Source organism: Legionella pelazae (genome assembly GCF_052527395.1).
Window position 1 is genome coordinate 257,997 of the sequence record NZ_JBNVZS010000002.1, and the last position, 21,149, is coordinate 279,145.

The window sequence follows — 21,149 nt, forward strand, 5'->3', positions numbered from 1 at the left end:
ATTTAAATTTATATCAACTTTAAATTAAGAAAAATGGATGTAAAGCTTAGAGGAGTAAAATGCCAATGAACAAAAGAGTAGTATTAGGTAGCGTATTTGCTTTTATAGCGTTAACAATGGGAATAACATTGTCAAACTCACTTTATAAAGAGAAAAAAATAGACCCAGAACAATTCCATGGCACGCTGTTACAAAAACCTAGAGAAATTCAGCAGTTTAGTCTCACTGGCGTAGATAATCAGTCGTTTAATAATAAAAGTCTACATGGTAAATGGACAATGGTATTCTTTGGGTTTACCAGTTGTGGGTATTTATGTCCAACGACTATGAGTGAGCTGGCTAAAATGTATCGTATTCTTGAACAAGAACACATTAAACCTCTGCCACAAGTCGTTATGATTTCAATTGACCCTAATCGAGACACGTTAGATAAATTAAGAAGTTACGTTACTAGCTTTGATTCCCATTTCTATGGTGCTCGTGGTGAGGAATCAATAGTTAAGAGAATGACTCATGAAATGGGCGTAGCTTACAGTAAGGTTAGTTTGCCTAATGCAAAAGAGCCAGAAAACTATGATATGCAGCATAGTGGCGCTGTTATGTTATTTAATCCAAAAGGCGAGTTAAGCGCATTTTTCACTACTCCTCATCAGGCCGCCTTACTTGCTAAGGATTATCAGCTGTTAGTAAGTTAACTGGCTTAAATAGTAAAATCTAATTATAAATGTATTTTCTTTTGAGCAATAAAGGATATAATTTGTCTTTATTGCTCAATTAATTGTATTCCCTGCTATAACTTTATTAATATCCTCTTGGTGGATATTATGTCAGGCTATACTTAAATTAAAGTGATGTTTAATAGATTTAGTTGTTCTATGCCTAACTAATTATTTTATAAAAACTAAGAAGACGTAATATTAGAATTGGTTTTGTGGTAGTAGCCGCAATAAAATTATTTAGGAATGACTTTTATGCAAATTGCGATTTTAGCCACTAACCCTCATTTATATTCTCATCAGCGCTTAAAACAAGCTGGAGAAGAAGCAGGACATAAAGTCCACATTATTAATCCCCTTTATTGTTATATGAATGTTGCGACCTCCTGCCCTAAAGTTCATTACCGAGGTGGTGAGCCATTACCCCAATACGATGCTGTTATTCCCCGAATTGGCTCTTCTATTACGTATTATGGAACAGCTGTATTGAGACATATGGAGACCATGGGTATGTATACTTTAAACGAATCGATTGCCATTTCTCGTTCAAGGGATAAATTTCGCGCACTACAATTACTGGCAAGAAAGGGTCTTCCTCTACCGCTTACAAGCTTTGCTCAATCACCAGATGATACAGAGGATTTAATTCGCATGGTAGGCGGCGCTCCCTTAGTCATTAAATTACTTGAAGGAACACAGGGAAAAGGTGTAATTTTAGCAGATAGTCACCAATCGGCAGTAAGTATAATCAATGCGTTTAAAGAGATGTCTGCTAACATTCTAGTACAAGAATTTATTGAAGAATCAAGAGGTACTGATATACGTTGCTTTGTTATAGGTGATAAGATTGTAGCCGCAGTCAAACGCCAAGCAAAGGAAGGTGATTTTCGAGCAAATGTACATCAAGGGGGAAAGGCGGTTAGGATAACACTGACACCGCAGGAACGCTCTATCGCAATAGGGGCTGCAAAAACGATGGGTTTAAAGGTAGCTGGCGTCGATTTAATCCGTTCAAACCATGGGCCTTTAATTTTAGAAATTAACTCTTCTCCTGGTCTGGAAGGAATAGAGAAAGCGACTAACATTAATATTGCTGGTAAAATCATTCAATATATTGAGAAGCATGCTAAACCTAAAACATCCAAGCAGAGATTCCAAGGATAAGAAAAATCTAAAGAAATTAAGAGTCCTTCCTCTTTTTTAGATCACTTTTTCCTAATAACCATTCTGCATTGACTTCTAGCTCGTCAGCTAAAATATTCAATAGGTTAGGGTCAGGAATGGCAGCGCCATTTAAAAATGCTTCAGCTTTGAATCGGGGTACTTTTAACAATTTAGAAAATACCTCAACACGTTCATTTGCTAAGAGGGGAACGCCTATGCTATCTAATTCTCTATTTAGCCTATCGGCGAAGCGTTTGTTGGACATGCTTGCTCCAAATATTTTTAATTATTAATTTCTATAGCATAAAAAAAGGGTTTTGCAATAATTTTAAGACTCGACTATAAGCTTATAATAATGGCATAGAATAAATGAGGTAGAATTTAGGCCTAATTTATTTCTTAATGGAGCAAAAAGTGGAATCATTAATTACCCTGGTTTTATTAGCAATATTTGCAGTTGCCTTTGTATTAGCTGGTGTGAAAGTTGTTCCTCAATCTGAAGAATGGACTGTTGAGCGATTTGGGCGCTATACCCATACCCTACATCCAGGTCTAGGATTAATCATTCCTTTTATTGATAGGGTTACTTATAAAATTAATATGCGTGAACGAGTTTTAGATATCCCTCCACAAGAAGTGATTTCCGCTGATAATGCTATGGTTACCATTGACGCTGTCTGTTTTTTTCAAGTTATTGATACCGCAAAGGCTGCTTATCAAGTTGATGATCTAGAGCACGCTATTCGTAATTTAACGATGACTAATATTAGAACTGTTTTAGGTTCCTTGGAATTAGATTCTATGTTAAGTCAGCGAGATGAAATTAATAGCCGTTTGATGCATGTCGTTGATTTAGCAACAAATCCTTGGGGTGTAAAAGTCACTCGCATCGAAATTCGCGACATAAGGCCGCCCCAAGATTTAGTCGATGCTATGGCTAATCAAATGAAGGCAGAGCGAGATAAAAGAGCCGCAATTTTAGCTGCGGAAGGTCATCGTCAAGCAGAAATTTTAAGGGCTGAAGGTGATAAACAAGCCCAGATTTTAAGGGCAGAAGCAGCTAAGCAGGAGGCATATCTAGAAGCTGAAGCACGTGAGCGCACAGCACAGGCTGACGCGACTGCAACGCGTATGGTTTCTGAAGCGATTGCTACGGGCAATATGAACGCTATTAATTATTTTATTGCGGAAAAATATGTAGAAGCTTTGAAAATGATTGGCACATCTGAGAATAGTAAAATGATATTAATGCCAATTGAAGCCACAGCTATTATTGGTTCATTAGCAGGAATGACAGAGCTTTTTAATAAGGTAAATTCCCCCAAAGGATAAGTTATGTATCAATCTTATTGGCATTGGCTAGCTCTAGCACTTGTTTTAATCATTGCTGAGACATTAGGTGCTGCTGGCCTTCTAATTGCTTTAGGAATGGCTGCGGCAACTACAGGTATACTTACCTGGTTATTTGCGATAACTTGGCAGTGGCAACTGATTTATTTTTCAATTCTGTGTATTTTATTTGCGATAGCTTGGTGGTTTTTTATTAAGAAAAGAAATGCTAAAGAACCCTCCTTAATTAACAAACCTTTTCATACCATGTTAGATCAAACAGTTACCTTAGTTGAGCCTATTAAAGATGGCCGAGGTTTAATACGAATTAATGACGCAACCTGGTTTGTCAAGGGCCCAGATTTGCCCGCTGGAACGAAAGTTAAAATTGTGGCAATTGAAGGGACAAGTATGGTCGTTGAGCCGCTTATTGCAAGTGGCAAATATCAATAATTGCTTGAGTCCAATCTTCAGAATCGTTAAGGCAAGGAATTAATGTAAGTTCCTCTCCACCAAGATCTAACCACTGTTGCCGTGCACGAATACCTATTTCCTCAAGTGTCTCTAAACAATCTGCAACAAATGAGGGGCAGGAAATTGCTAACCTTTTTATTCCTTGTTTAGCAAGCTTAGGTAAAACTAAGTCCGTATAAGGTTTAATCCAAGGTGTTCTACCCAAGCGAGACTGAAATGCTAGACTAAATTTATCGGTTGGTAGCGAAAGTATTTTTGCTAACTGATGTGTTGTCTGGTGACATTGCGCTTTATAACAGATAGGATTGGCATGCTGAATTGGTGGACATACCTGGCAAATAGCATGGCAACCCGATTCTTTTAAGTGACTTTCAGGGATGCCATGATAGCTAAATAAGATGTGATCATATTTTTCTATATAAGGCTTAATAAGCGCAGCTTGAGCTAGCAGGAAGCTTGGATGATTATAGAAATCTCTAATTACCTGTAAAGAAGGATGCGTAGGTTTTTTTGCTAAAAGCGTAAGGACTTTTTCTAAAGCAGCGCCAGTTGCAGCAGAAGAATACTGAGGATATAAAGGCAATATTGTAATATGAGCGCAATCTTCTAATTGTTTGAGTGCTGCAATTATTGATGGTTCTCCATACTGCATAGCCAATGCTACTTGAGTATTGCTTAATTTACTTTGCAATTTATTGACTAGACGTTGGTGATTAATTAATAAAGGCGAGCCTTCTTCTGTCCAAATGGCTTTATAAGCATGAGCAGATTGCTTGGGTCTAAATGGGAGAATAAAAGCATAAAGGAGAAAATATCTTATAGGGGCACTAAGTTTAATTACTCGTTTGTCAGCAAGAAATTCTTTTAAATAGCGACGGACATCAGTAGTAGTAGGGGATTTAGGCGTACCTAAGTTAATTAACAACAAGCCATTTTTCATCTAAATAATTTAAGAAACAAAATGCTGAAATAATACATCAAAATTATTTTTATAGAAATTTAATAAATTAAATTTGTTAGCTCTTCGATGAAGATCTGACGCATTTACATGATTAAAAGACAGCCGAGCCTTACACAGGCTCTTGCTCTCTTTCTTCGGCTGTAACTACAACATTTGCAGCATGTAAACCCCGTTCACCTTTTATTAAATCATAACTAACAATTTGACCTGGATTTAATGTTTTATAGCCAGTGCCATGTATAGCCGAAAAATGAACGAAAATATCTTCACCGCCGCCTTCAGGTATAATGAAACCCCAACCTTTGGCATTGTTAAACCACTTGACTTCGCCCGTAGCCATGAATCCTCCTTATGCTAAAGCGTATCAATCGTCGGCTGAAGTGATCAGCTGGCAATTGCATTCGTCCTTAAATGACAATTGGTATACCCATAAATATGGGCTTATTCAACATAACGCAAAAAGGGTGTAACTCACAATAGTTTTTATACTATTTTTCTAATTTATTCAAAAATAAAAGTTTTTTTTTAATTAAAGGATAAAAAAATTATACGGACACCTAAAAAAATAAGCATTGCAATTAATTTCTAAAGATTAACTATTTATAAATACTGATCAAGTGGCTGCTGATCAGGAAACATTTCTGATAATGAAATTGAAAACCCATCTTCCCGAACAATTCGCGCATGGCGGCGTTGTAGTTGTCTTGGTTCATCCACACCGCAGGAGTGGCAAATAATAGCTACCTCATGAGCCATATTATTCGCGTAATGAAATACGCGCTCCACTTTATCTTTAATAACGATTCCGCGTTGTAGGGTAGGATTGTGCGTTGCAATACCTGTAGGACAAGTATTGTTATGACATTTCATTGCTTGTATACAACCTAGTGCAAACATAAACCCCCGAGCAGAATTAACGAAATCTGCGCCAGCACATAATGCCCACGCTACTGTTGCCGGAGTAATCATTTTTCCACTTGCAATAACGACAATACGTTTACGTAAATTATATAAAATAAGAATATCAACCAATTTGGGTAAAGATTCCTGAATAGGAATACCCATATAATCCATTAATCCCTGTGGTGAAGCACCTGTTCCGCCATCAGCGCTGTCAAGCGTAATGAAATCAGGTGCATATTGTGTACCTCGTTTATGAATAGCTAAGCACAAATCATGCAGCCATTCATAACTACCTAAAACAAATTTACACCCTACAGGTTTACCTGTAATTTCTCGGATATGATTTATTACATCTAAAAGTTCTTCAACGTTGGCGATATCAGTATGACGATTAGGGCTAATTGAATCCTGATAGGGAGGAATACCCCGAATATGAGCTACTTCGGGCGTCACTTTAACTGCTGGTAAAATACCCCCTTTACCAGGTTTTGCGCCTTGGCTTAACTTTACCTCAAACATCTTAACGTTGGGATGCAATGCTAACTCATGTAATCGGCTGTCTGATAAATTACCGTTTTCATCGCGTACACCATACTTAGCTGTACCAATCTGGACAACTAAATCACATCCTCCTTCCAAGTGATATGGAGAAATGCCCCCCTCACCAGTGTTAAGCCAGCAGCCAGCCTTTTTAGCGCCTCTTGATAAAGCTTCGATGGCAGGCTTCGAAATAGAACCGTAACTCATGGCAGAAATATTAAATATATGATTACTAGTATATGGATGCTTACAATAAGGACCTATAGTTAAAGGCTTAATAGCTGCTTCGGTTGCTAGCGGCGGAAAGGGGGCACTGACGAAATAAACTGTTCCTGGTATATGTAGTGGTCGAGTAGAGCCAAAGCCGATTGTGGTATCAATATTTTTAGCAGCACGATAAACCCAAGAGCGTTCAGCTCGGTTAAAAGGTAACTCTTCTCGATCACTGGCAAAGAAATATTGGCGGAAAAAACCACCAAAGTATTCTAAGATATAACGGAAGTGACCTAAAATAGGAAAATTGCGTAAGATAGTATGAGGTTTTTGAAGCCGATCATAAATATAGGTAATAAATAATAAAGCTAATATCCCTAGAATAACTGCTAAGATGACTATTTCATAATATTCGAGTGTTCGCAAAATAAAAATATCTCTTTTACTTAAATCAATTGTTTCCACAAACTAGCCCTTTAATAAAATGATTAACTTAACCTAATAGATAAAATTTACTGTAAATGAAATAATTATCTTTTAAACACAAGTATAGTCTTTAGGTAAAAAAATATTATTTATCTTGTATGTAAGGCAAAATAAATTTTTGTAGGTTAAAAAGAATAAATAACTTATTTAAGGTTTCCGTTACAATAAAAATCTTAGTCATAATACCTAGTTTAATCATTATCTTATCATTTATAAAAAAATCAAAATGATTAATTATAATTATATTAGTATATAATTAAATCAAACCCTTCGGTTTCGGAGAAGCGCATTATGACAATTGAGACCTCATTGGCTAACCATTTGTTAATCGCTATGCCTTCTTTAACTGATCCCAATTTCGAGAGAACAGTTATTTATATCTGTGAACATCATCCGCAGGGTACTGTTGGCTTAATCATTAATCGCCCTACGGAATATCAACTGAGTATGGTTTTCGAACAGTTAAATATTTTGCCTCTACACAATGAAATAAGTTTACGTCCTTTGTTATTTGGTGGACCTATTCAACCTGAGAGAGGCTTTGTAATTCATCGACCGAGTGGAGAGTGGCGCTCAAGTTTATCTTTACAAGATGATGTTACAATAACGACTTCAAATGATATTATTAGGGCTATCGCAGCAGGAAAAGGTCCACAAGATGCGCTTGTTACTTTAGGCTATGTGGGCTGGGTTGATGATCAATTACAGCAAGAAGTTCAAGACAACGTATGGCTTGTATGCCCTTACAAACATGAGATTTTATATGATGTTCCTTATAGACAGCGCTGGGAGTATGCAGGCTCGCTGCTTGGTATAAAAATGTCTCAACTTAGTTCATCAATTGGCCATGCTTAATAAAATTTTATTGAAAAGCGCTTTGTGTTTGTCTTTATATTAAAATCTTAAGAAGTCTAGTAGTATTTGGAGTTAATATGCCAGCAGGCATTTATTTTGGTTTTGACTTTGGTTTTAAGCGTATTGGCGTGGCAGTTGGGCAAAAGGTAACAGCAACGGCTAGGCCATTGACAATAATTCAGGCTAAACAGGGTATGCCAAACTGGGACCTATTAAGAAAATTAATTAAAGAGTGGCAACCTGAGGCGTTTGTGGTGGGACTTCCAACTTGTATTGATAGTACTGAACTTTATACAACTGCGGCAGCAAAAAGATTCGCTAAGCAGTTACAAAAGCAATTTAATATACCTGTTCATCTAGTAGATGAACGATTATCGACAAAAGAAGCGCGTGCTTACTTGTTTGAAGAAGGCGGATATCGTAAGATCCAATCTTCTCAAATTGATAGTATAGCTGCTTGTATCATTCTCCAGCAGTGGTTGCATTCGCAGCAGTTTGAAAGTGAATCATGAACCATTTTCTAGAAATTAGCCAATTAACAGTTAGTGAAATTGAAAATTTATTACAGCGCGCCTTATTTTTTAAACAGCTTGGTAATTATCCTAATTTTTCTAAACATAAGCTTGCAAACTTATTTTATGAAAATAGTACACGTACGCGAATAAGCTTTGAATTGGCAGCTAATCATTTGTCGATCTACCCAATTAATCTCACATTGGCCGCTTCTTCAGAAGGCAAAGGAGAGATTATTGCAGATACTATTCAAACCTTAGCGGCCATGGGCATTAAACTATTTGTAATTCGTCATCAGCAAGAAGGCTTACAGCAACAGTTAGCTGCAGAGGTCGGGTCAGGTATTCATATCATCAATGCTGGTGACGGTAAGCATGCCCACCCTAGTCAAGCTATGTTAGATTTAATGACAATTAGAGAAAATAAGCCAAACTTACAACAGCTTAAAATCACAGTTGTTGGGGATTTACGTCATTCGCGGGTAGCAAATTCACTGCAGTGCTTATTTTCTCTTATAAATATTAAAGAATTAATGTTAGTCGCACCTCCTATTTGGCAACCACAACAGGTTTATTATGGCCAGGTTACTGATTCGTTAAAAGAAGGTATTAAAGACGCAGATGTGATTATCTGCTTGCGCATTCAAAATGAGCGCTTATCAGCTAGCGAAGTTATCAATTTAGATGCCTATCGAGCTAATTACGCTATAACCTCTGATGCGTTACAGCATGCCAAAAGAGATGTAATGATTATGCATCCAGGCCCACTTAATCGCGGTGTTGAAATTGATAGCGATGTAGCTGATGGCCCACAGTCATTTATTTTGCAACAAGTTACAAATGGCGTCTTTATGCGTATGGCTATTATTGAGAGCTTATTAGCTCAGTATGAGTAGTAAGTTTAAGATATGTTGATCATTCTATCTGCGTAGGCGGGCATCTAATGTCTAGTTGTATTATCTATTGTTGGACCAAGACCCAACCCACATTAATTCCTATCATGCTTCTCTAGACGATATCTAATTGTATGTTGTAGGTTGGACCACTCGGCCCAACAACAAATATTATTAAATAGAAGGTGCTTGCAGTAAGTGTCTAAAAGATAAAGCCTGCTTTAAAGCATTTAAACTTACATCCTCTTGCTCTTCTAAATCAGCGACTGTCCTGGCTACTTTTAGTAAGCGATGATAAGCGCGACCCGATAATTTTAATTTTAAAAGAGCTTGTTGTAAAAATTCTTTTTTTTCTATAGTCAGATTGCATAGGCGTTCACAATCTTGAACATTCAAATTACTGTTAATTACACCTTGACGCTTTATCTGCAAACTACGTGTACTTTCTATAATCTCTCTTACTTTATAACTTTTATTTTGTTCATCTGTATGTTCCTTAATCAGTTCTTCTGGGCGTAGCGCTTGTACTTGAATATGCATATCAATTCTATCAAGTAGAGGGCCTGATAATTTTGATAAATAACGGCTGATCCGATCAGGTGTGCAACGACAACTTGCTTGAGGATTACCCCAGTGACCACATGGACAAGGATTCATTGCCGCTATAAGCTGAAATTGCGCTGGAAACTCAGTTTGAATGGCTGCTCGGGAGATACAAATATTCCCAGACTCCAAAGGTTCACGTAAAGTCTCTAATACATGCTTGCTAAATTCTGGTAATTCATCAAGAAATAAAACACCGTGATGAGCTAAAGAAATTTCACCGGGCTTAGGTGGGTTGCCACCACCTACTAGCGATACTGCTGAGGCTGTATGATGCGGTGCACGAAAAGGAGGTATGCACCATGTTTGAGGATTAATTGATCGGCCCTGAATTGAGTAGATAGCAGCACACTCTAAGGCTTGTAATTCAGATAGCAATGGTAGAAGTGTTTTAAAACGTTTGGCAAGCATAGTCTTACCGCTTCCGGGAGGGCCGCTTAACAAAATACTATGGCCGCCTGCGGCTGCTATAATCATTGCTTTTTTAGCATGTTGCTGACCTTTTACATCTGACCAATCAATTGCTTCATTGTAAAAGTTTGTTAAACGTTCGGGTAAGGCTTTTAAAGCAGTATCTTGACATAAATGGCTACAAACCTCATGTAGACTAGTTGCTGTATAAACATTAGGATAACCTGTAATAGCAGCTTCTTTAGCATTTGCTTCAGGAATAATGAGCGTTTTTTCCTCGCGCATAGCGGCAAGAGCGATTGGAATAATACTATGCACAGCCTTTATTTCACCGCTTAATGCTAATTCACCAATAAATTCATAATTAATTAATTTATTATTAGAGATTTGTTTAGATGCAGCAAGAATACCTATAGCGATAGGTAAGTCAAAGCCACTTCCTGCTTTCGGTAAATCAGCTGGCGCTAAATTAACGGTAATTTTACGACAGGGAAATTCAAAGTTACTATTAATAATTGCACTACGTACCCTGTCTTTACTTTCCTTAACAGCAGTTTGAGCAAGACCAACGATAGTAAAATTGGGTAAGCCATTAGATAAGTGAACTTCTACAGACACTGAGCGCGCGTCTATGCCTAACGCACTGCGCGTTTTGCTAAATGCAAGATTCATTAATTTCCTTAAATGAAGTTGGACGGACGATTATTTTTTAATCAGTTTTATTGGTTACATCATTATTTTTTTTCTCTATTAATTCATTAACTTGAGTTTGTAGGTTTTCAAGCTTTTCGCGAGTTCTTGCTAGTACTTTAAGTTGAATGTCAAATTCTTCCCGTGTTACTAAGTCCAAACGAGAGAATGTTGATTGTAAAACTTCTTTAAACTTTTGCCGTGTTTCTTTTTCTAAATTTTGCAAACTTACAGGTAAGGTAGCAAAAAGTTTTCTGGTTAAGTCGTCAAACAATTTAGAATCCAGCATGAAAATCCTTAAGGTTAGGCAATTTATATTAATTTTACAAAATATACTAAGCACTCACTAGTGGCAATTCTACTTCATTAATTAATGATAAAGATAGTAGAACTCTTGCATAATCTGCATCTTTTCCTTTATTGCTGCGTTGCAAACGTTTCTGCGGTGCTCCTACTCTCTGTGAACGCTGCCCTTCCTTTGCACTAAAGTAAAATCTACAAGTTAGGCAAGCGCTTTAGTGTAGTTTTTTAGAAGTCTGTTGTCTTTCTCTTAATTTTTCTATAATCCAAAAATTGTGGTTAAATACCAGTCTAAATGCATTGCCAATTAATTGGATTAGGAAAATTATATGAAAATGCTTACTGCAATTATTAAACCTTTTAAGCTTGATGACGTTCATGAAGCATTAATGGAGATAGGTATACCAGGGATTACTATTTCTGAAACACGAGGTTTTGGACGTCAGCGAGGGCATACCGAGCTTTATCGGGGCGCTGAGTATGTTGTCGATTTTCTACCTAAAATAAAAATTGAACTTGCTTTACCTGACAATATGGTTGAACCTGCTATTGATGCTATTTGTAAAGCAGCTTATACAGGCAAAATAGGTGACGGTAAGATTTTTGTATACGACTTGCTACAAGTTGTACGTGTACGTACAGGTGAAGTAGGAGAAGATGCTTTAGGTTAGTCATAGTTAAGCTAACGTAACCGCGAATTAATAAAAAACCATTCTGTCTTGCTAACAGGCATAATTGATAAACGATTACCTTTACGTAGTAATAGCATATCCTTAAGTTCAGGATGTTGTTTTAATTGTTTTAATTCAATCATTTCTTTAAATTTTTCTTTAAATGTTACATCTACCATAAACCAACGCGGATTTTCTAGACTACTTTTAGAATCAAAGTGCTCACTTAAGGGATCAAAAGCAGTGTGATCAGGATAGGCTTGACTATTAATTTCTGCAATACCAACGATGCCAGGTGTGTCACAGTTAGAGTGGTAAAAAAATACTAAATCACCAATAGACATTTGATCTCGCATGAAATTACGCGCTTGATAATTGCGCACGCCATCCCAATGGGCTGTTTTATTAGGTGCGTTATAAAGATTATCAATACTAAAACAATTAGGTTCAGACTTCATTAGCCAATAATTAGTCATTGCTCACCCCACCAGTACACATTATTTGGTGTAATCACTGCGGTTAAAGGGATATCCCACTCTTGAGAAGTAATAAAAGGCTGATATTGAAAATCATAAGCAATACCAATAAGTAAAGGATGATTCTCTTTAGCAAGGGTACGATCGTAATAACCTGCACCTCTACCTAAACGCGTGCCATACTCATCAAAAGCGACTAAAGGAAGAAAAATTAAATTTAATTCCTTAGGTGTAATTGCTCGAGAAGATTCGATATCCGGTTCAAGAATCCCAAATCGATTTTCTTTAAAAGGTGTAGCTGGAGTTGTGTGTAAGAATAAAAGTGTTTTTTCTTGGGTGATAGCAGGAAAGTAACAAAATTTACCTTGCATAGAGGCTGATTGCCATATTTCTTTAAGGCTTATTTCACCATTAGAAGCATTATAAAGAGCAAGATGCTTTGCATAGCGATACTTCTTAAGCTGGCGAATACGTGCACATACTTTTGCAGAAGCTTCTTTTTGATAAGAGAGCGGCAAATTTTCTCTGATATCTCGATTAGTATTACGTAAAATTTTTTTAAAGCGATCAGTCATAAATTTAAAGATAATAACTTATATTGTTAATTATGACTTGGGTAGATTAGTTTATTCAAGGGACTTGTGATTACTTTTTTTTATTTAACTATCTAGTCAGACTAAGAAAAATATTGTATATAGCCGTTCTAGCAAAATATTTAGTAATCTAATAAATTAACTACTAAAAATGCTAGAAAATTAAGCTTACATGGCAATTTTATTGTGCAGGTATGTTTTAATATTTAAATTATTAAGCTAGCTTATTTTTTAAGCAAGATAAATACTCAAAGACGTGCCTGGCCAATATTGGTTTAACTTTAAAGTTATTAAATTAACTGATGAGAGATAGCAATGAGTGATTTATTTGATGACGATGAGGATTTACTAGAAGACGTATTTAGTCCAGATGATGCAGTGCCTGTTGATTCTGCTGAACTATCTGAAAGTACTGTTTTAGATGCGCGTCGTCGGCTTGAACAGGCTTTAGAGGAAAAGCGCCTTCGTGATGAGCTAAATGATTTTGTAGATTATTAATAATGTCTTTACAGGTTGTCTTTAGTAGGCAAAGTAATCATATAAATTTTGTAAGTCACGATCGTCTTTTATTAGGCGAAGGGCTTTTTGAAACAATAAAAGTTGTAGGCGGAGAGCCTTGTTATGCTGATCTTCATTGGCAAAGGCTCAGTCAATCTGCCAATTTTTTAGAGATACCATTTAATCTTTCTTTGGCAGAGTGGCTCGATAAGCTTTCGTTGTATATTAAATCTATTGAGCTTAATAATGGTGGAATTAAAGTTATTTTAAGTGGGGGTAGTGCCGAAAGAGGATTAAATGCTAAAGGTAAAACACCTTATCTATTTTTAGAGGCTTTTAAGTATCAACAAAATCATTCTCCTGCAATTCTTACCAAAGCACCATGGCTGCGCGATAGTAATAATCCTATTTATAAAATTAAGTCAATTAATTACCTTGAAGCGATTATGGCTTATCGGTATGCCAAAGAGAAAGGAGCAGATGATGCCTTGTTCTTTAATTTAGACCAATTTGCTCTTGAAACAACAATTGCTAACTTATTCTTAATTATTAATAATCAATTAATTACGCCATCACTGTCTTATAATATCTTGCCTGGTATTACTCGCAGCCGTATTTTAGCAATGTGTCAGAAATTAAATAAACCTTATGTTGAGACTAGCGTTAGCATGTCTATGCTAGCGCAGGCTGAGGCTGTATTTATTTGTAATACATTACATACCATTCGGCCCGTGAAAGCGCTAGATGAGTTTAATTATCCTGAAAAACATCCTTTATTAGAGGAATTAGCTGAACTGATAAAGTAAGTTAGACTGATGCAAATTGTTAGGATTTATTTTTAATTTAAAGGCTATCGTTTGGCCCTCTAATTTTAGATAAATTTTCATAATAATAATGACTTAGAGTACTGCTAAAAAAATGATAAAGTTAGTTGGAAATTATTTTTCTAATTTGTAAAAAAAAATAGTTTTGTAAAATGTAAAAAAAAATGCTATAGCTTAAATGTAGTTAATAAAACCTTAATCTAGATTTGTTAATATACCTTTAAGACTTAATGAGAGGTGCTTTATGGCTAACACAGCTAAAATATTAGCAGCTTTAAATAAAGATAATGTTATTGCTGAGGTTGATGTTAATCAACAACCTTTAGCTGGAAATAACATTAAACAAAGCACGCCTCATGTTTCATCTTCTCAAGACATGGCTAAGATTGTTGAAGGTATTGGACGGTCTTTTGACCCACGTAAAGGCGACCCTAATCTTACTCCATTTAGTTAATCATTTAACTCAAGCTTAATTAAATTCTTTCTTAGATAAATCTCATAAAATTTTATATACTTAATTCTAACAAGTATTCGACATATAAAATAACATTTGTTATTTTATTTAAGTCTGAAGTAGGTCGTTAGACGGAGCATATATGGCTGGTTTTTCTGAGACAACCCATTGGCGTGACTCGGCAAGAAGTGCTCGTTTTTTTATTGTAGACGCACGAGCAGCATTTCCTATCTTTTTATTTTTAATGCATATCCGATTTTGGACAGGTTTCTTAGTTATTATATCTGCAATTTTTTTCGGTGTTATTGAGCACTATGGCTTTACTGTACCTGTTTTTCTAAGATGGTTAAGAAGCTTTCTTGCTGGGCGAGTTAAATCATCTCAACCCTGGTGGCGATAACTATGAGTAATGATATAGATATTAAGAAAAGTCTGGCACTCATTGCAGCCTCAATGAATGCTAAATTTTATTTAAATGACAGATTTATGAGTTTTGATGAGGTGTTTTCAGACACAGGCTTACTGCCTGCTATTGCTCGTCGTGCTGATCAGTTATGCTCTCTTTGTCTCGGTTATGGTTTGGGCGCTACTTTTGATGAAGCAGAAAACGCCTTATTGGGTACGCGGGTGGTCTTTGATGAGGTTACCCCAAATTCATTACGTCTTTTATGTATGACAGATGTGCTAAATGAATTAATTCAAGGCGGGCCTAGTCGAGATTATACACCTTTAGATGAACTAATGTATGATTAATTATTGACCATACATTAAATATAATGTACAATTAGTTAACATTAAACGCTATGATTTGCAGGAAATTTTAACTTAGAGATAGATTTAAAAGTTAATTGTAAAAAAAGTGAAATTTTTAGTTTTTTAAGTTTCTCTTAATGAAAATTCTGGTAAGCTAGTGTTAGTAACAAATGATTTGGAAGAACAATGACTAAGAGTAGATTTGAATTTTTTAAACAAGCTGAACCATCTACTGGAAATAGAAGCTCTAGTGTGAGTATTGGTAACCATAGGGTGGGGCAAATTATAGAAAAATATTCACCAGTATTAACGTCGCAAGTATCTGCTTTAGAAAAGGTTAAATCGCGGCCGGATCAGAATACTCCAAATAATGAGCTGGGTTATCAATTTCTGCATCAGGTTATTGCTGGTCTTAATCCTACAGTTAAGGAAGCTCAACATAAAGTTGTGGATGCAGTTCAACAAACTGATCAAAAACAAGAAGTTGAGCATTCAGGTCCCTCATACTCACGCTGATATGAACCTATTTCAGTATTCAACCTTCTTTGTTGAATACTGTTATGCTATTTTAAGATCTTTTACCCTAAACTATTTAAGAATTCTTGGCTATGAGTAAAAATCATTTAACTGATGATCAAGTAAAAGCAATTCTAAAGATTTTAGATGACGCCATTAGCCAAGGTCCATGGGAAGCTACTAATCTTTTAAAAGTTATTGGAAAAACATTAGAAAACTTTCGTAGCGAACTATTAGAAGAAGTAAGTAGAATTGAGGAAACGAAAAAACAGAATATACTTGGCAGAGCACCTAGTCCTAACCAGCAAGAAGTTTTTATCTCCTTATACACCACTGATGGTAGCAATATACAAGCTTGGGAGCGTATCATACTTAACCTTCCAAGACAGATGATTTCTCGGCCTATTTATGCCAATGAAGAAGATGTTAAGAATTTAATTAAATCAAAAGAAAATAAATTAAATGAGGGATATATTGCTATTTTTGTGGATAAAAACAGCATATTAAATTTACCGCCAGATAAAATGCCTCGAGACCGATTTGGTAAACAGCTATTGACTTTAAGAGATCGCTCTTTAGACCTTAACAATATCGATTATTTTGTTCACCTTTCTGGTACATATCGTTATCAAAGAGGGCGCCTCATTATGGCTAACTTAGAACGCTAAGCCTTTGGTATTAACTAGTAGTAAGCTGTTAATCTAAAGTTATTTGCTTAAATGACTGAGAAATGGTTCAGTTACCTAATTAAAAAGTTATGGCATTTAAAGCTGTAAAAGTTATTTCTCGCCTAATCGCCTAATTAAAAGATAATTTATAGTTAAAAATGGGAAAAATTTCCCCAATTTTAGCTAATAAAGTTATAATGAAAGGTATATACTTGAATAAAATAACTGGATTTAAATAGCCGATGGCACAACAACCACAGCAAGCTGGTGGTGGCGGAGGCGATAATTCCATGGCGCCAGTATGGATAACAATACTGGTCTTTGTGGTTTTATATGCTATTTGGTACGCCGCTCATCAATATATAGTAGCATTTTTCTTTCATATTAATTTGTTAGAAGCTAAGTTTGTTAATTTATTTATCGATAACCCTAAGCTTGCTAACGATGTTTATTTAATGCAAACCCTTAATCCCGCGTCGGTTAATTGGGAGCAGTTCTCTGATTTAACTGCAAGTGTTGGGGATTATATTCGTTATCCTGTTGTTGCTATCTTAGCGGGATTGGCAATTTATCTTTATAAATCAAATGTGACTTTAAAATTTCGTAAAGCACACGATATGAAAACGCTGCGGGCACAAGAGCAATTTAATTGGCCGGCCATTATGCCTATTGTTAAAGAAGATATTGTTAGTGAGGATGTTAATAAAGGTCGTTGGGCGATGGCTTTAACACCCATGGAGTTTGCGCGTAAGTACAATTTGTTAAGAAAAGACGATGCTTTGTTAGATAACCCTGTTCCAGGTATGGAGTTTACAGCAGGTATTCGCCGCGGCGATGCTAAGCGTGTTTTTACTTTACAGCTTGGCCCTTATTGGGAAAGTTTTGAGCGTTGTTCACCCCAAGCTTATACCTTAGCAGCTGTGTTTATGGCTCGCATTAATCGCGATCGCGGCGCTGCAAATATGATTTTAGAGCGTATAGATAAAACATTTGCTCAAGGTAAGCCTGACTTTGCTGTCGCACGACCCATTTTAAAAAAATACGAAAATACAGAAATTGTTCAAGAGATAGTAAGTAAGCACGCTTATATGCTGACTGTTATGGCATCTTTATTAGAGAATGCTCGTAAGGATGGTGTTGTGCCTAGTGCAGAATTTTTATGGTTAAAGCCCCTAGATCGGCGATTATGGTATATGCTTAATAGTGTTGGTAGACAAACGCCATTTGCTGAAGTAGCAGGGCCTTTTGCTCACTGGGTAGCTGAGAAAGCATTAGGTAGGCGTTCGTTGGTTCCTATGATTGATGAAGCTATTAAAGCCTTAGAGATAGCGGTAAAAGAAGTGAAGCTATCTCCTCGTGAGTTGCAGGAGTTAAAGCCATGATGCGTGGTATTGATTCGAGACATGAAATTGACCCAACGCTGCTCTTAAGAGACACGCGTACAATAGGGCAACGCGTTGCTGATTTTTTTTCAGATCCCACTAATGCCTCGATTGTATTAGTGACAATGGCAGGTGTAGCTTATTATATGACTGCACTTGCTACTGTAGTATTAGTGCTGGGTTTTCTTTGTTTTCTTTATAGCTATACCCGAAAACAAATGCTTCCTTTTAGATTACCTAAAATCGCGCAAGTAAAAGATTATAATGATTTAAAGCCAGGTATTAAGACACCTAATATTGCGCGAGGAATTACCTATTTTGGGAATGATAGAAAAACAAATGAAGAGTTATGGTTCGCTAATGAAGATATGCGAACCCACGCTTTAATTTTTGGCTCAACTGGTAGTGGTAAAACAGAAGCATTAGTTTCACTGGCTTTTAATGCTTTAGTACAAGCAAGTGGATTTATTTACGTTGATGGGAAGGGTGATAACTCTTTGTATGCAAAAGTTTTTTCTATGGTACGTAGCATGGGGCGTGAAGATGACCTGCTGCTAATTAACTTTATGACCGGCGCTAGAGATATCATTGGGCCGCAAGAAAAACGTCTTTCTAATACACTTAATCCATTCTGCCAAGGTTCATCTAGTATGTTAACGCAGCTAGTTGTAAGCTTAATGGGCTCATCTAATCAATCATCTGATGGCGATATGTGGAAAGGGCGAGCTATCAGCTTCGTCGAGGCCTTAATGAAGCTATTAGTTTATATGCGTGATGAAGGCGCAATTTTACTTGATGCTAATACGATTCGAAATTATTTTGATTTAAACCGGCTAGAAGCTATTGTAATTGATAAAGTATTTCCTCGTGATGAACAAGAAAGTATTAATATTGAATCTATTCCAAAACTTGTAACTGATCCTCTGCGAAACTATGTCTTTAACTTGCCTGGTTATAATAAAGAAAAGAAAGGTAAGCAAGTATCGCAAGTACTAGAACAGCATGGTTTTATTACCATGCAGTTAACGCGAACATTTTCATCTCTAGCAGATACCTATGGTCATATTATTAGGACAAATCTAGCTGAAGTAGATTTTAAAGATGTCGTTTTAAATCGCCGAATTTTAGTTGTGTTATTGCCTGCTTTAGAAAAATCCCCTGATGAATTAGCAAACTTAGGAAAAGTTATCGTATCTTCTTTAAAAGCAATGATGGCTGCAGGCTTAGGAGAAGAAGTAGAAGGGGACTATCGTGACGTTATTGAGCGCAAAGCAACGAATGCGCCTACACCTTATATGTGTATCTTGGACGAGTATGGTTATTATGCAGTACAAGGTTTCGCTGTTGTGCCAGCACAAGCTCGTTCATTAGGTTTCTCCGCTATTTTTGCCGGGCAAGATTTACCTGCCTTCCAGAAGGCTTCTAAAGAGGAAGCAGCCTCAATTGGTGCTAATACCAATATTAAAATTTGTATGAAACTTGAAGATCCCACTGAGACTTGGGATTTCTTTACTAAAACGGCGGGTGAAGCGTATGTCACTAAGGTAGACTCTTTTCAAACCAAAGATAGTAGTATTGCCAATACTTATATGGATACAAAGAGTTCTTCATTTGAAAAACGTGCTCGTATCGATTTATTAGACTTAAAAGAACAAACTGAAGGTGAAGCACATATCTTCTTTAAATCAAAAATTGTGCGTGCACGTATGTTTTATGCCAATCCTAAACCCGTTAAGCAATTAAAATTAAATCAATTTCTAAAGGTTGAACCACCAGCTGATGACTATTTAGCAAAATTACAAAAGCAACTCTCAGGATTTCAACGGATATTAGACAGTGGCGATTTAAGTATTAACAAAGAGATGGAAAATGAGGAAATTACTCTTATAACACAAGCGTTACGTGAATCTACCATTTCAGAGCCAATAGAACGTGGTGTAGCTGCTTTGCTGGCTTATCACGGACAAAATGAATTACCTCCACTTGAGGATATTGTGGAGGAAGAAGAAGAAGGTGTATTGACTATCTTTAATCAATTACGCCAGCAACCAGGTTCATTACCTGTTTTAGTTAAAGATGTTGAGCAGTTTTCTCAGCCTCTGCTAGATATTAATAATACCCGTAATTATCTATCCACCATTGAGCGCTTAAGTGGTGCCAAAGATAAATACGCAGGCTCTATTTCAAATGAACTGATTAAAGATTTCAAAACAGCTACCAGTTATCCACCACAAGAAAGAGATTATATTAGTGGCGAAGAATTAGCTGAACTTGCTAATGAGCTTTCAAATAAAATTGCTAATGAGCGTGAGAAAGCTAGTTTAGAAGATAAAAATGATTAATACCTCAACTTAGCTTATTTCTGATTTGAATTTCATTCCATGAATGTAGCGCTCTAAAAGAGAGTCTTTGCCTCTTATGGCGAATTCACACGACTAGCTTTTAAATTCAAAATAAAATTATTTTTTATTTTTATCATAAGTAAGCAATCACTTATTTAATCAACTCTTGACAGTTATACTGACTTAGGGTATGTAAGTTTTTGAAATAAAAACATTTATTGCTCTGTTAATGGTCATTTTTTTGAATGCTCTATGAATTTTTTATGAATCCCTTGTAACCTGAAGATTTGTATGTTTTGATTTTACTAAAATGAATCAGCAATATTGGCAGCAGGATTTTTAAGTGAAACGAGTAAGTGTTGGTTATTTAACCTTTTTGATCCGATATTTTATCGTATTAGCATCCTTAGTCTTGACAGGTTGCTGCTGTGGTAATGGAAAAATGTTACTCCTTACCCAACAGGGTTTTAAATTACCTACTCGAGTTAAGGGTTCCTCTGATGCCTATGTTATTGCCCAACAAGCAGGATTTGCCAAATGTGGCGTTCAAGTTATTACTATTGGCTCTGATTATCTAATCAGTATTCCTTCAGTTGTTTTATTTGCTGATCAATCACCAAGAATAAAGTGGGGATCATATTCAATTTTAAATAAAGTTGTTAAATTTATGCAACAATTTAGAAAAGTAGGCGTTAATGTAACAAGTTATGGTAGTCCATATATTTCTTCCAAAAGAGAACAATCATTAACTTTAGCGCGTGCAAGAGCAGTTGCTGATTATTTATGGTCACAAGGCATAGATAGTCGTTTTATTTTTGCAGAAGGTGCAGGAAGTGAAAAACCTATTTCAGCGTTTATGCAAGGAGGAGATCGGTCTTTAAATTCCAGAATAGAAATTACTTTTCGAGACGTTGTAGCTTAA

The 21,149-nt window shown here is 36.2% G+C and carries 26 protein-coding genes; 18 read left to right on the plus strand and 8 right to left on the minus strand.

The genetic code is table 11. The features are described from left to right. Nucleotides 1–65 precede the first annotated feature (65 nt). A complete protein-coding gene (locus ACQUW5_RS03525; RefSeq protein ID WP_444989831.1) occupies nt 66–695 on the plus strand; it encodes an SCO family protein in 630 nt (209 codons plus the stop codon). Between the two features lie 276 nt (nt 696–971). Beyond that, a complete protein-coding gene (gene rimK, locus ACQUW5_RS03530; protein ID WP_444989832.1) occupies nt 972–1,880 on the plus strand; it encodes a 30S ribosomal protein S6--L-glutamate ligase in 909 nt (302 codons plus the stop codon). 16 nt (nt 1,881–1,896) lie between these two features. On the opposite strand, the gene ACQUW5_RS03535 is transcribed toward rimK, so the two are convergent. Next, nucleotides 1,897–2,145, minus strand: coding sequence for a hypothetical protein (locus ACQUW5_RS03535; protein WP_115330314.1), 249 nt, complete (start codon nt 2,143–2,145; stop codon nt 1,897–1,899). Nucleotides 2,146–2,294: 149 nt separating this feature from the next. Here ACQUW5_RS03535 and ACQUW5_RS03540 point away from each other — a divergent pair, with 149 nt between their 5' ends. Both ACQUW5_RS03540 and ACQUW5_RS03545 read left to right on the plus strand, forming a co-directional pair. Then, nucleotides 2,295–3,212 carry an SPFH domain-containing protein gene (locus tag ACQUW5_RS03540; RefSeq protein ID WP_444989833.1) on the plus strand — a complete coding sequence of 306 codons (918 nt, stop codon included), beginning with the start codon at nt 2,295–2,297 and terminating at the stop codon, nt 3,210–3,212. Nucleotides 3,213–3,215: 3 nt separating this feature from the next. Then, nucleotides 3,216–3,662, plus strand: a complete 447-nt coding sequence (locus ACQUW5_RS03545; protein ID WP_444989834.1) for an NfeD family protein — start codon at nt 3,216–3,218, stop codon at nt 3,660–3,662. On the opposite strand, the gene hemH is transcribed toward ACQUW5_RS03545, so the two are convergent. The 3 genes from hemH to ACQUW5_RS03560 form a co-directional block, all read right to left on the minus strand. Further along, nucleotides 3,637–4,623, minus strand: a complete 987-nt coding sequence (gene hemH / locus ACQUW5_RS03550; protein WP_444989835.1) for a ferrochelatase — start codon at nt 4,621–4,623, stop codon at nt 3,637–3,639. The genes ACQUW5_RS03545 and hemH overlap by 26 nt on opposite strands. A 130-nt stretch (nt 4,624–4,753) precedes the next feature. Next, nucleotides 4,754–4,984: a cold-shock protein gene (locus tag ACQUW5_RS03555; protein ID WP_115330318.1), complete on the minus strand. Its 231-nt coding sequence runs from the start codon at nt 4,982–4,984 to the stop codon at nt 4,754–4,756. 260 nt (nt 4,985–5,244) lie between these two features. Beyond that, on the minus strand, nt 5,245–6,765 hold the full coding sequence (locus tag ACQUW5_RS03560; RefSeq protein WP_444989836.1) for an FMN-binding glutamate synthase family protein: 1,521 nt from the start codon (nt 6,763–6,765) through the stop codon (nt 5,245–5,247). Between the two features lie 312 nt (nt 6,766–7,077). On the opposite strand from ACQUW5_RS03560, the gene ACQUW5_RS03565 reads away from it, so the two are divergent. The 3 genes from ACQUW5_RS03565 (at nt 7,078) to ACQUW5_RS03575 (ending at nt 9,049) form a co-directional block, all read left to right on the plus strand. Further along, nucleotides 7,078–7,641: a YqgE/AlgH family protein gene (locus ACQUW5_RS03565; protein WP_444989837.1), complete on the plus strand. Its 564-nt coding sequence runs from the start codon at nt 7,078–7,080 to the stop codon at nt 7,639–7,641. 77 nt (nt 7,642–7,718) lie between these two features. Beyond that, nucleotides 7,719–8,153 (plus strand): Holliday junction resolvase RuvX, encoded by a 435-nt coding sequence (gene ruvX, locus ACQUW5_RS03570; protein ID WP_444989838.1) that lies wholly within the window; start codon nt 7,719–7,721, stop codon nt 8,151–8,153. Then, nucleotides 8,150–9,049, plus strand: a complete 900-nt coding sequence (locus tag ACQUW5_RS03575) for an aspartate carbamoyltransferase catalytic subunit (protein WP_444989839.1) — start codon at nt 8,150–8,152, stop codon at nt 9,047–9,049. Before ruvX ends, ACQUW5_RS03575 begins: the two co-directional genes overlap by 4 nt. A gap of 171 nt (nt 9,050–9,220) precedes the next feature. On the opposite strand, the gene ACQUW5_RS03580 is transcribed toward ACQUW5_RS03575, so the two are convergent. Together ACQUW5_RS03580 and ACQUW5_RS03585 are read right to left on the minus strand one after the other, a co-directional pair. After that, the gene (locus ACQUW5_RS03580; protein WP_444989840.1) at nt 9,221–10,732 is read right to left on the minus strand and encodes a YifB family Mg chelatase-like AAA ATPase; all 1,512 of its coding nucleotides are present in this window, start codon (nt 10,730–10,732) and stop codon (nt 9,221–9,223) included. 37 nt (nt 10,733–10,769) lie between these two features. After that, entirely contained in the window at nt 10,770–11,039 is a 270-nt protein-coding gene (locus ACQUW5_RS03585) for an accessory factor UbiK family protein (protein WP_444989841.1), read from the minus strand. Nucleotides 11,040–11,379: 340 nt separating this feature from the next. Here ACQUW5_RS03585 and ACQUW5_RS03590 point away from each other — a divergent pair, with 340 nt between their 5' ends. Then, a complete protein-coding gene (locus tag ACQUW5_RS03590) occupies nt 11,380–11,721 on the plus strand; it encodes a P-II family nitrogen regulator (RefSeq protein ID WP_444989842.1) in 342 nt (113 codons plus the stop codon). Nucleotides 11,722–11,732: 11 nt separating this feature from the next. On the opposite strand, the gene ACQUW5_RS03595 is transcribed toward ACQUW5_RS03590, so the two are convergent. Continuing rightward, the gene (locus ACQUW5_RS03595) at nt 11,733–12,197 is read right to left on the minus strand and encodes an EVE domain-containing protein (RefSeq protein ID WP_444989843.1); all 465 of its coding nucleotides are present in this window, start codon (nt 12,195–12,197) and stop codon (nt 11,733–11,735) included. Then, entirely contained in the window at nt 12,194–12,772 is a 579-nt protein-coding gene (locus ACQUW5_RS03600; protein ID WP_444989844.1) for a 5-formyltetrahydrofolate cyclo-ligase, read from the minus strand. Before ACQUW5_RS03600 ends, ACQUW5_RS03595 begins: the two co-directional genes overlap by 4 nt. A 333-nt stretch (nt 12,773–13,105) precedes the next feature. Here ACQUW5_RS03600 and ACQUW5_RS03605 point away from each other — a divergent pair, with 333 nt between their 5' ends. From ACQUW5_RS03605 to icmN, 10 genes are all read left to right on the plus strand, one after another. After that, on the plus strand, nt 13,106–13,288 hold the full coding sequence (locus tag ACQUW5_RS03605; RefSeq protein ID WP_444989845.1) for a PA3496 family putative envelope integrity protein: 183 nt from the start codon (nt 13,106–13,108) through the stop codon (nt 13,286–13,288). A gap of 2 nt (nt 13,289–13,290) precedes the next feature. Further along, a complete protein-coding gene (locus tag ACQUW5_RS03610; RefSeq protein WP_444989846.1) occupies nt 13,291–14,094 on the plus strand; it encodes an aminotransferase class IV in 804 nt (267 codons plus the stop codon). Nucleotides 14,095–14,356: 262 nt separating this feature from the next. After that, on the plus strand, nt 14,357–14,566 hold the full coding sequence (locus tag ACQUW5_RS03615; RefSeq protein ID WP_444989847.1) for a hypothetical protein: 210 nt from the start codon (nt 14,357–14,359) through the stop codon (nt 14,564–14,566). 142 nt (nt 14,567–14,708) lie between these two features. Further along, nucleotides 14,709–14,966: an IcmT/TraK family protein gene (icmT, locus tag ACQUW5_RS03620; RefSeq protein ID WP_444989848.1), complete on the plus strand. Its 258-nt coding sequence runs from the start codon at nt 14,709–14,711 to the stop codon at nt 14,964–14,966. 2 nt (nt 14,967–14,968) lie between these two features. Further along, entirely contained in the window at nt 14,969–15,319 is a 351-nt protein-coding gene (locus ACQUW5_RS03625; protein WP_444989849.1) for a type IV secretion IcmS family protein, read from the plus strand. 186 nt (nt 15,320–15,505) lie between these two features. Continuing rightward, a complete protein-coding gene (locus ACQUW5_RS03630) occupies nt 15,506–15,835 on the plus strand; it encodes a hypothetical protein (RefSeq protein ID WP_444989850.1) in 330 nt (109 codons plus the stop codon). Between the two features lie 92 nt (nt 15,836–15,927). Next, entirely contained in the window at nt 15,928–16,503 is a 576-nt protein-coding gene (gene icmQ / locus ACQUW5_RS03635; protein WP_444989851.1) for a Dot/Icm secretion system protein IcmQ, read from the plus strand. Nucleotides 16,504–16,745: 242 nt separating this feature from the next. After that, on the plus strand, nt 16,746–17,885 hold the full coding sequence (gene icmP / locus ACQUW5_RS03640; RefSeq protein ID WP_444989852.1) for a type IVB secretion system coupling complex protein DotM/IcmP: 1,140 nt from the start codon (nt 16,746–16,748) through the stop codon (nt 17,883–17,885). Further along, on the plus strand, nt 17,882–20,227 hold the full coding sequence (locus tag ACQUW5_RS03645) for a TraM recognition domain-containing protein (RefSeq protein WP_444989853.1): 2,346 nt from the start codon (nt 17,882–17,884) through the stop codon (nt 20,225–20,227). The genes icmP and ACQUW5_RS03645 overlap by 4 nt, the downstream gene beginning before the upstream one ends. Before the next feature lie 343 nt (nt 20,228–20,570). Next, nucleotides 20,571–21,149, plus strand: coding sequence for a type IVB secretion system protein IcmN/DotK (gene icmN / locus ACQUW5_RS03650; RefSeq protein ID WP_444989854.1), 579 nt, complete (start codon nt 20,571–20,573; stop codon nt 21,147–21,149).